This window comes from Hominiventricola sp. (assembly GCF_057604405.1).
Map to the genome: position 1 here is coordinate 159,485 of NZ_DBLYVB010000005.1, position 11,272 is coordinate 170,756.

The 11,272-nt window shown below is 40.8% G+C and carries 9 protein-coding genes and 1 pseudogene; 4 read left to right on the forward strand and 6 right to left on the reverse strand.

Going from position 1 to position 11,272, the window contains the following annotated elements:
• Nucleotides 1-27: 27 nt before the first annotated feature.
• The 5 genes from ACZMB2_RS05540 to ACZMB2_RS05560 form a co-directional block, all read right to left on the reverse strand.
• Complete coding sequence (locus tag ACZMB2_RS05540; protein ID WP_487595890.1) at nt 28-1,167, reverse strand: MFS transporter; 1,140 nt, start codon at nt 1,165-1,167, stop codon at nt 28-30.
• A gap of 289 nt (nt 1,168-1,456) precedes the next feature.
• Nucleotides 1,457-2,065, reverse strand: a complete 609-nt coding sequence (locus tag ACZMB2_RS05545; protein ID WP_487595891.1) for a class I SAM-dependent methyltransferase — start codon at nt 2,063-2,065, stop codon at nt 1,457-1,459.
• Nucleotides 2,062-2,541, reverse strand: coding sequence for a gamma carbonic anhydrase family protein (locus ACZMB2_RS05550; RefSeq protein ID WP_487595892.1), 480 nt, complete (start codon nt 2,539-2,541; stop codon nt 2,062-2,064). The genes ACZMB2_RS05545 and ACZMB2_RS05550 overlap by 4 nt, the downstream gene beginning before the upstream one ends.
• A 265-nt stretch (nt 2,542-2,806) precedes the next feature.
• Nucleotides 2,807-4,546, reverse strand: a complete 1,740-nt coding sequence (locus ACZMB2_RS05555; RefSeq protein WP_487595893.1) for a hydantoinase B/oxoprolinase family protein — start codon at nt 4,544-4,546, stop codon at nt 2,807-2,809.
• Nucleotides 4,546-6,591 carry a hydantoinase/oxoprolinase family protein gene (locus ACZMB2_RS05560; RefSeq protein ID WP_487595894.1) on the reverse strand — a complete coding sequence of 682 codons (2,046 nt, stop codon included), beginning with the start codon at nt 6,589-6,591 and terminating at the stop codon, nt 4,546-4,548. The genes ACZMB2_RS05555 and ACZMB2_RS05560 overlap by 1 nt, the downstream gene beginning before the upstream one ends.
• A 225-nt stretch (nt 6,592-6,816) precedes the next feature.
• Between ACZMB2_RS05560 and ACZMB2_RS05565 the strand changes: the two genes are divergently transcribed.
• From ACZMB2_RS05565 to ACZMB2_RS05580, 4 genes are all read left to right on the forward strand, one after another.
• The gene (locus ACZMB2_RS05565; protein WP_487595895.1) at nt 6,817-7,893 is read left to right on the forward strand and encodes a M24 family metallopeptidase; all 1,077 of its coding nucleotides are present in this window, start codon (nt 6,817-6,819) and stop codon (nt 7,891-7,893) included.
• A gap of 14 nt (nt 7,894-7,907) precedes the next feature.
• Nucleotides 7,908-8,489 carry a peptidylprolyl isomerase gene (locus tag ACZMB2_RS05570; RefSeq protein ID WP_487595896.1) on the forward strand — a complete coding sequence of 194 codons (582 nt, stop codon included), beginning with the start codon at nt 7,908-7,910 and terminating at the stop codon, nt 8,487-8,489.
• Nucleotides 8,490-8,787: 298 nt separating this feature from the next.
• Nucleotides 8,788-10,110, forward strand: a complete 1,323-nt coding sequence (locus ACZMB2_RS05575) for an MATE family efflux transporter (protein WP_487595897.1) — start codon at nt 8,788-8,790, stop codon at nt 10,108-10,110.
• 9 nt (nt 10,111-10,119) lie between these two features.
• Nucleotides 10,120-10,989, forward strand: a complete 870-nt coding sequence (locus ACZMB2_RS05580) for an AraC family transcriptional regulator (RefSeq protein WP_487595898.1) — start codon at nt 10,120-10,122, stop codon at nt 10,987-10,989.
• A gap of 20 nt (nt 10,990-11,009) precedes the next feature.
• On the opposite strand, the pseudogene ACZMB2_RS05585 reads toward ACZMB2_RS05580, so the two are convergent.
• Nucleotides 11,010-11,179: pseudogene (locus ACZMB2_RS05585) on the reverse strand (transposase); the annotation flags it as partial.
• Nucleotides 11,180-11,272 lie beyond the last annotated feature (93 nt).

The window sequence follows — 11,272 nt, forward strand, 5'->3', positions numbered from 1 at the left end:
TTTGTTTTTGGTCTTTCCTTCAGACACTTAATCCCTTCCCCTCATCCATCCAATTAATAATAATACAATTCCAATAACCGGAAATGCTGCAAAAGAAACCGGCCATACCAGTTCGATTCCCCCGATCAGAAACGGTGCACATGCAGATCCCAGATTGCATCCCACCAGTACAATGGAATTTACAACAGACAGCAGTTCTCCTGGCTCATCAGCCGCTGCACCGTTAAATACGCAGGTAATCCCAGTCGTATGCGCAAATCCCGTAATCACAACTCCTGCCATAAACAAAAGAAAGGATCCTGCTGCCGCCATCAGAACCATTCCTGCACAATATCCTGCCAGACAGAAGAAAAATATTTTTTTCCGACAAATTTTCAGCAGATTTCCATAGAGAAATCCCGCCAGAATCCCCACGATCATCAAAATGCTCAGCACAATACTGGCTGTTGATGCTGTTCCAAAGCCGCGTTCTTCTACCAGTACCGGAATTCTTAACGAGCAGGCGGCGTTTGCTACCACCAGTAAGAAACCACAGATTGTATAAAAAATTGCAGTTTCTGCATTTTTACGTTCAAATTTTCCATTTAAAACACCAGCCGCAGCTGTATCTGAAACATTTCCCTCTTTTTCCGGCACAAACAGAAGGTACAATGCCAGTACGAGAAATCCCAGTGCATAAACGCTGAACGCTTTCTGCCATCCAAAGGCCAGAAGCTGTCCGGCTATCAATGTCAGCACTGCATTTCCCAGCATTTCAAAAGAGCTTCGAAATCCAAGCAGCGTCTCCTGTTCCCTTCCGCTATAACGTTCACTGATCATGCTGATCGCCTTTACATTGACCAGACCAATTCCGATGCCAAGCAGAAAACGGGATCCGAGAATCACCGGATAGATATCCGTAAATACCGGAACAATTCCGCTTACAGACAAGAGGAGAAGCCCTCCTGCCACCATCAGCCGTTCTTTTAAGTATTTTGCAATCACCGTATGAAAAAGAATCGTGAAGGTAATCCCAAGCGCCGCTGCCGACACCAGAAACTCCACCTGACTTCCGCTGTATTCTATATAGTATTCTTTCATTGCCGGAAGGGCTGTCGATACCGAATAGGTAGAAATCAACATCCATGACAGAGAAAGAATCGCAAATTTTTCCATTTTCGTTTTCATATGCATTTACTTTCTTTCACATAATCCTCTGCCTGTGTATCTATTTTCAGTTTTCTAAGTCTTGACTTTGCTGCTAGTAGTTTTCGCAGCTCTGTCTTACATAGATAATCATTTTGACAAAAAGAAATAGCATCCCCAACCGCCCAAAGTTTAGGATGCTATTCTTCTAATTTTTCAACTGAGGGCAAATCGGAGTCATATCCGATTCACTTTCTGAATAGATTATACATCAGGGCGCTTGTATTTTCAAGTGCCCTTTTTAATGATGGTCCCGCGTCCCCGCCATGTATCACCTACAAACTGTAATAAATACAACCATCCTTTCCCTTGGATCATTTCCCTCAAAAAGATCCTGGCAGCTGATCTCATCCAAAAATGAAAATTCATCTACCGTCATCAGGTAAGAAATATATTCATCGGACGGATAATAAAAAAACAATTGAATTTCTCTTGGATGTTCATAATAGGAATCGATAATCCGCGCAACTGTTTTCCGGAGAATTTCCAAAGAAAATGGATTAAAGAAATAAACCCGATCCACAGCTTCCGGCACTTTATATTCTTCCGCATTAACAAGTACAAAAGAAATTCTCTCACCAGACACTGCAGATTGCTTATTTTCCATGGCTTTTTCGTAGATTCGATCATCATATTCCACCCCAATGGAATGGCACCGTGTCTGATAAGTCAGGAAGAAATCCACTCTTCCTTTTCCACAGCCATAATCTAATAATGTATTTTCTTTTCTTATCATGCCCGTATTCACCAGCCGCTCCAGCACGGAATACGGCGTCGGCTCATATGGATATCGGTATTGATCCGATCTCGAATCATCCCGTCCCGTAGTATGAACATGCAGAAGCCTGTCCCAGTTCTGTTCATTTTGACCGATTTTCATATGCATTTACTTTCTTTCACATAATGCTTCGCATTTTCCCTGTTTGCTGCAATTTCTTCATCTGACAGCATTCTCCTGAATTTTGCAGGATTTCCCATATAAAGTGCCCCATCCGGGATCACTGTATTCGATGTGACCAATGCTCCTGCTGCCACCATACTGTTCTTTCCGACTACTGCCCCGTTCAGAATAATAGCTCCCATACCGATCAAAGCGCCGTCTCCAATGGTGCAGCCATGAAGAATCACACCATGTCCTACCGTCACATTCCTGCCGATATTCAGCGGACAATTCTCATCCACATGAAGCACACACACATCCTGTATATTGGTTCCTTCCCCTATCTGAATCTCACTTGAATCCCCACGCACTACTGCATTATACCAGATGCTGGCATCCTTTTTTATCGTCACATCACCCAGGACAACTGCGCCTGTGGCAACCACTGCCTGTGCATCTATTTCCGGTTTTTTCATAATCGTATCTCTCCTGCTGTTTTATTTCATTTTATCACAGACCCGCTTTTCTGAAAAGAATACGCTTAAAATGAATGGGACTGTCGGTGAATAACGTTTTTTAGCGCTGACAGCACCAAACAAAAATATCCTGACAGTTACAAGGCTTTCTGGCTCTGCAACTTGTTCAGGATATTTTTATTTTAATAAGTACTTTCTGTTTTTGGCCGCAAAATTCCTTATCTCAGTGATTTTGCGGCATCTACTTTATACATTGAATATGATATTATTTTTCAGCTTTCTGACGTTCTTCTGTCAATCCAAGCACTTTGAATGTTTCAGGATCAACCAAAACACCATAGTCAGCCTTGGCCTGTTCCACAGTGATATATTCATTCTTAACATCCATAGCTACTTTTTCAGCAGGACGCTTAAACGGATTACCATATCCACCACCAGTTGCTGTAACCATACGCACAACATCATTGGTATTCATAACACGGCGTGCTGCAATTCCCATTGGTTCGCTTACGGTTCCATCTGCATCAATAAACTGGAAATAATTTACAGAACCGTCTTTTCCACCAGCTGCACCCCATACCGGCCATTTATTTCGACCAAAAGATGCTGTAAAGGTCTGATTCTCATTCATAGAACGGTATACACGAACCGCACCACTTCCGCCACGGTATTCTCCTGCACCTGCCCCATCAGTATGCAGACTGTGCTCATCTACACGAATTCCATAACGAGTCTCAGCCATCTCTACCGGCACATTATAAGTTTCTCCATCGCCAACACAGAAAAGTCCTACCTGACCATCATGGCCTTTGCAAGCTCCCCATCCGCCAACAGTTGGCTCAATAATCAGATAATCATTTCCAAAGTCCTGATGTTTTCCGGCCATCAATACGGTACATACAGAAAGTAAATGTCCTGCACCAAGAGATTCCGGGAAAACCGGTGCAAGTGCTTTCCATACCAAGTCAATAACGTAAATCATGCTTTCATAATAACAGGAGGTTGCTGCCGGACGATTCGCTTTCAATACACTGCCAGGTTCACAGATTGTCCGCAGCGGTGCAAATACACCATCATTTACGGCCAACTCTGGTCCTACCACAGACATAAAGACTACTTTTACACCTGCATATGCTGCCGTTGCTCCGGAATTCACGCATCCTACTACCTGCGGATCGCTACCCGTGAAATCAGCAATAAATTCATCATCGGTAATGGTAACTTTTACCTGTAAATGAACTGGATTGCCATGTCCATCGTTGTCCATGTATTCATCCATTTCCCATGTGCCTTTTGGCATCTCAGCTAGACGGCTGCGGGCTACTTTTTCGCCCTGGGATACCAGACGTTCCATAGATCCTTTTACAACGTCTGCCCCATATTTATCGCATAATTCACAAATACGTTTTTCACCTGTACGAAGAGAGGATATCTGACCCCACATATCTCCCTGTGAGATCTGCGGATAACGCATATTGCTGCGCATCAGATCCCATACAGGTTCCACCAGTTCTCCGCGATCCACCAGTTTTGTACCAGAGAAACACATACCTTCCTGATAAAGGTTTGTTGCATCAGTCGTAAAGGATCCTGGTGCCATGCCTCCGATATCACTCCAATGAGCTTTGTTACCAGCAAAAGCAATCAGCTCGTCATGATAGAATATAGGCATTACCATTCCAACATCGGACATATGGGTTCCTCCGCCCATAAACGGATCGTTGATAATATATACATCACCCGGATGAAGATTTTCCTTTCCATGTTTCTCCACAACTGCACAAATCATGGGTGAAATCATACCGATAAATCCGGTAACACCATTTCCCTGGGTAAGCAGTCGACCTTCAGCATCTGCAATACCGCTGGCATAATCCAGTGTTTCATAAATAATCGGGCTCATGGAAGTCTGTGCAAATGCATAGAAAATTTCGTTACTTACTGCAATCAAAGAGTCTTTTACAATATCCAGTGTGACCGGATTAATCTTTTCTTTCTCAGCCATTATTCCACCTCCATTTCTACGATCAGGTTACCGTATTCATCTACACTTAAGCTTTGTCCCGGGCAAACTACAGTTGCGGTAGTAGGCTCTTCTACAACCAATGGACCCTGTGCTTTTGCACCGAATCCAAGCTTGCTCCGATCATAGATTGGTGTATCCAGCCAGCCATCACCGTTAAAGAATACAGGACGTGTTTCCTTCAATGCGCTGGAAATATCATCTTTTTGAGGTGCAATCTTCTGTAATGCAGGTTTGTTCAACTGACCATATGCCACAAGATGAAGATTTACAATCTCTGCCGGTGTATCTGGCAATGAGAAGGTATAGAAATGCTCATGTGTTTTGTGGAAACGATTCATGATTTCAGCACGATCTTCCTCTTTCCATGGATAAGCCGGAGCCTGTACCTGTACCGTATGTTCCTGTCCCGCATAACGCATATCTGCAATAAAAGTAAATACAGCCTGATCTTCCTTAAGTCCCTCAGATGCCAGTATCTTATGTGCCTCATCAATCTGTGATTTCCACATCGCATTCAGTTCATCCATAGAAGCATTCTGGAATGAAAGAATCTTTGTCTGAATAAAGTCATGACGAATATCACTCATCAGCATACCCCATGCTGAAAATACAGAAGCTGCTACCGGAATAATGACCTTACGAATATTCAGTTCTTTGGCGAGTGTCGGTCCATGCATCGGGCCTCCTCCTCCAAATGCAACCATCGCAAAATCACGAGGGTCATATCCACGCCGTACAGAAATCAGCTTTAACGCATTATTCATATTAGAATCTGCCACACGAATAATGCTCTCTGCTGATTCTTCCGCAGAAATATTAAAATGTTTTCCGACTTTTTCCACCAAAGCATTCTTCACATTATCAAGAGAGACTTCCATGTCGAAATTCTTCGCAGAAAGACGTCCTGCAATCAGATTGGCATCTGTGGTGGTGGGTTCTGTTCCGTTCTTTCCATAAGCAACAGGTCCCGGAAGCGCACCTGCACTCTTTGGTCCAACTTTCAGAGATCCTCCTTCATCGATCCATGCGATGGATCCTCCACCATTTCCGATCTCTACAATATCGACAACAGGTGCCATGATCGGATAGCCTGCATGTCTTTCGTCTTTTTCGATATAGTAAGAAGTAGTTACTTTTACTGCTCCCTGATCGATCAGAGAACATTTCGCTGTTGTTCCACCCACATCAAATGCGATAATATTCGGTTCGCCAATGATTTTTCCAAGAATAGAAGCACCAAACACACCGGCTACAGGACCTGATTCTACAATATTAACAGGAGTCAGTTTTGCCTGTTCAAATGTTGTAGTTCCGCCATTACTCTGCATGATGTAACGGTTTTCCGGCATTCCGGCATCTGTAAGTCTCTGTCCCAGACGATTCAGATAAGAGGATGCCACCGGCATAACGTATGCATTCAGAACAGCTGTTGAGGTTCTTTCATATTCACGCCATTCTCTCGTGATATCAACAGACGGGCATACATATACTTCCGGCCATAATTCTTTGATTTTTTCAACTGTTTTACGTTCATGTTCTTCATTTGCATAAGAATTGATGTAGCAGACAGCAATGGCCTCCACCTGTTCCTTTTTCAGATATTCCACTGCCGTGCGAATATCTTCTTCACTTAATGGTGTCAGAATTTCACCTTTATAGCTGATACGTTCTGTCACTTCACGGCGTAAATAACGCGGAACAAACGGTGTTGGTTTTTCAAATACCATGTTAAACAAATCCGGACGATTACCTCTCGCCAGTTCCAGAATATCCCGGAAACCCTTTGTTGTGATCAAGGCTGTTTTTGCACCTTTTCTTTCTGTCAGTGCATTAATGATCGTTGTGGTTCCATGAAAAAAAGCCTCAATGCTTTTCATCTCTACACCACTTTTTTTCAGAACGTCCATAACACCCTGATCAAAATTCGGCGGTGTGGTATGTGCCTTTTCCAGAATCAGCGATCCATTTTCATCAATCGCTACCAGATCAGTAAAGGTGCCGCCAATGTCAGTTGCAACTTTCATATTAGGTTCCTCCTCGTATGTTATTGTCAAATGTACAAAATCCACTACTGCAATTCTTTCCATCCTTGCGTATTAGTGTATCATATATACTTTACCAAAGCAATCTGTTATGGTAATAAAGTGCAGAATATCTATTGAGTCTATATAGATTTGGAAAAAGAAATGTGTTACTATGAAGCAAAACAGGCAATAAATGATATCTTCTATTTACAGAAAGGCAAAAAAATGAAACAAAATCGCGTTGAAGCTGTATTGAAAAATATGGAATCCCTGAATCTGTCACAGATTCTGATTGCAGACCCACTAGCTATTTTTTATCTGACAGGACGCATGATAAAACCATTTGAACGATTTTATGCACTCTACTTAAATCAAAATGGAAAACATAAAATTTTTATCAATCAGCTAGAAACGGTACCTGAAGATCTTGGTGTGGAAAAAGTACGTTTTACTGACTCTGATTCCTATATGGATCTTGTAATAAAAACAACTGATCATACGGAACCGCTGGGAATTGATAAAAATATGCCTGCAAGATTTCTTCTTCCGCTTATCGACCAAAAAGCTGCCTCCGGTTTTGTAAATGCCTCTCTGGCACTTGATCAGGCACGTGCAGTCAAAGATATTCAGGAACAGGAACTTATGCGCAAAGCATCCCACCTTAACGATATGGCTATGGCAGAAATCACACACTTTTTCAAAGAAGGAGTTACCGAAACAGATCTTGCAGAACAATTGAAAAAAATCTACCGTGATCTTGGTGCTGACGGCTTAAGCTTTGAACCTCTGTTTGCATTTGGAAGCAATGCTGCAAGCGGACATCACTGGCCGGATGACACCCGATTAAAACCCGGAGATTGTATTCTGGTCGATATTGGCTGTACATGGGAAGGATATTGTTCTGATATGACCAGAACCTTCTTTTACAAAAACGTAACACAACATCAACAAGAAGTTTATCATACGGTATTAAAAGCAAACGAAGAAGCTGAAAAAGCTGTGACTCCTGGAATTCCTCTTTCTTCTCTGGATCAGATTGCACGTGGAATCATCACAGACAAGGGATATGGTTCTGCTTTTACCCATCGCCTCGGACATTTCATCGGACTTGAAGATCACGAATTTGGAGATGTTTCTTCTGCTTCTGCCGACAAAGCTGTCCCCGGAAATATTTTTTCGATTGAGCCGGGTGTATATCTTGAAAATGATATGGGAGTTCGAGTGGAGGATCTGGTTCTTGTTACAGACCATGGGCATGAGATATTGAATCATTTTTCAAAAGAACTGACAGTGATTGACTAAGAAAGAAGAGCTTTATGAAAAAAAATCCAGTTACCACAATAACTTTTTCAAACGGCAGTGTTATTCAAATTGAGCTTTACCCTGATATTGCCCCCAATGCAGTTACCAGTTTTATATATCTTGCAAAACAAGGTGTCTATGATCATTACCCAATTGAGAGAATCGTCCCAGGCTGGGTTCTTGATATGAGTTACCATGCTTTTCATAATCCCAAAGCCTGCTATTTCATTCCCAATGATGTAAAATCCGGAAAATATCTGGAAGCTGTTCCAGGTACAATTGGGCTTGGCGGTTATGGCGCACCAGAGATTGCAGGCGGAGAATTTTTCTTTCCACTTGCGGATTGCCCGGCAATCACTGGCGTTTATCCTATTTTCGGAAAAATTGTAAATGGCATGGAAGAGATTCGACGTCTTGAACAATTGGAAACTTATCCTGTTCCATATCCGGGTGAACCGAATGTTAAGATCAACACCCCTGTTTATCCTGTCTTCATCGAACAGATTCAGATTGAAACCTTTGGCGTATCTTACGGAGAACCAACTCGCCTGACTGGCATTGCAAAACCACTTTTCTGGCCTTGTGTCTCTCCTTAAAAATTTGAAAACTGCGTTATTAATATAATAAGTAATTTAACAGAATTAGATTACAATGAATGTGTGAAAACAGAAAGTGTTACACTCAATCATATTATAAGATGTATGGATAAATAGATTTCGGTTTGGTGATTATCTCTCATTAAAAGTAAGTGGTGACTTTGCATACAGACAAGTGAAGAGAAAGAACTATAAAAGTAGAAATAGTGCAATTTTTGCATGATATTATACAAGAATTACATAGAAAGATATCGTATTATTGATAAGGTATGATATATTTGTATGTGAGGAGAAAACCATGGCAGCGGAAAGAAAAACATTAACACAGCTATCTGTGCCAATATGCTTAGAGACTTTATTCTATATGCTTTCGGGTATGGTCGATACGCTTATGCTATCGTCTGTAAGTGACCAGGCTGTAGGAGCAGTGGGAACAGCTAATACCTATATAAGTGTTTTTATTATCATGTTTGGGGTGATATCATCGGGGATGGTAGCTGTTATGTCACAAAATATCGGAGCCGGAAGACCTGGGATTGCATATCAGGCAAGACAGCTTGGACTTATGTTTAATGCAATGATAGGTATCTTGATGTCGGTTATTCTAGCTGTTTTTTCTGGTGGAATACTTAGAATCGTAAGTATTGCTCCGGCTTTGCTTGCTCCGGCTGAAACATACCTTAAAATTGTTGGGGGAACCTGTTTTTTGAATGCACTGATCCCTATTTTCTCCAGTTATTTGAGGGTGTTTGGATATACAAAGCATTCTTTGATAGGAACTGTCGTTGGAAATGTGATTAATATAATACTTAATTCAGTATTCTTATTTATGTTTAACTGGGGCGTAATGGGCGTTGCTGTTGCCACAGTTATCTCAAGAATTGTGAATCTTATTATTGTAGCCGGAATGGGAGCTGTGCTTATAAAAGCAAAGCAGAGCCCTGAGCGAATGTTATCAAGAAAGATACTTGCGCAGATTGTTAAGATCGGTTTTCCTTCTGCATTTGAAACGGCACTTTATAACATAGCAATGACACTTATAGTTCGTTTTATGAATCAGATGGATGCAGATGGAATGAATGTTACAGCACGTTCGTATACTGTGCAGATTGCTAATTTTTCGTATTGTGTGGGAGCTGCACTTGCACAGGCGAATGCAATCATGACCGGTTGGAGAATTGGTGCAAAGGAATTTGAAAAATGTGACAAAGGTACGAGAAAAGCTGCGATATATGGTATTATAACAGCAACATGCTTTTCAGTGACATTTGCATTGTCCGGACATTTTATCGTGCATATATTTACTGATGATATACAGATGATAAATCTTGTGGTAAAGTTGTTAATAGTAGATGTCTTTCTTGAATTTGGAAGGATAACAAACCTTGTATATGGTCAGGCATTAAAAACGAGTGGAGATGCACTTTTTCCGGTTATATTAGGTGCAATTTTTATGTATCTGTTCGCGGTCGGTGGCACGTATTTTCTCGGAGTACATATGGGACTTCTGGCAGTGGGGGCATATATTGCTATGGCAAGTGATGAATGCGCGAGGGCTGTGGGAATGGTACTTAGATGGAAAAGTGGAAAATGGAAAAACAAGAGTCTTATAGAATTTTAGAGAGAGATTATGTACTTTGAATTAAAGGAAAATAAACCGCATGGAACAAAGGAGAATCCGTTTAGTACATATCATATAAGAAATGAGGGACGATCATTTCAGATACCGGTACATTGGCATGACGAACTTGAAATTATATATGTAAAAAGTGGAACCTTGACTGTAAGTATTTCAGGAGAAAACTATATCGGAGCCCCCGGGGATGCCTTTGTGGTGTCGCCGGGTAATCTGCATTTCATGGGTTCACAGTCTGGTGACGTGGATTATTTTACTTTCCTTTTTCCGCTAAAATATATCTCTTTTTGCACAGATGATATGTTAGATGATAAGTTGCTTACTCCATTAAAAAATGGTCATTTGATGATAAGGCCAAGAATCAAGGATACAGAAAAAGAGTTGTGTGAGCAGTTGGCCGAAATACATATGGCAAAAAATGATGAAAAGAAATTGGAAATAGCTGTTCAGATAAAGATAAAAATAATTCTTTTACAATTTATTCTTCACATGTGGGAGAATGGATTTATAATCGAAAATGATAAAAGTGGAAGAAATACTGTAGAAAAAGAGATAATTTCATACATACAGCAGAGTTTTGCAGGGGAGATATCATTAAGGGAATTCGGGGAACAGTTTCATCTTTCAGAAAAATATGTATCGCGATATTTTAAAGAACATTTTCATATTACGCTTTCAAAATATGTTACATATTTGCGGTTGGAACATGCAAAACAGTTGTTACAAAATACGGATATTCCGGTTACAGAAGTTGCAATGCTCAGTGGCTATCAGAATGTAAGTTATTTTATCAGAAGTTTCAAAAAAACATATGGGGTATCTCCGTTAAAATATAGAAAAAATAAGTCGAGTACATGGACTTAGTGGAGAGTGAAAGAATTATAAAGGTCTCTTTCACACAGATCAACAATACGGTCAATAGAACGTATTCCCCGCCACTTTTTTTAGGGTATAGACTGGATCGTCGTCAGGTAAACTCAATTCGAAGAAACTAAAGTTAATTTTCTGTTGCCCTAATTCAAAAAAAATCATTATAATAATTATTGGTTAGCATAGTTACATTATAACATGTAACGGAGAGAAAGATGGTTGTCGTTAGCCATCTTTTTTTCTTTTTTCAGATAAATTCAGGGAGGGTATGACTCGT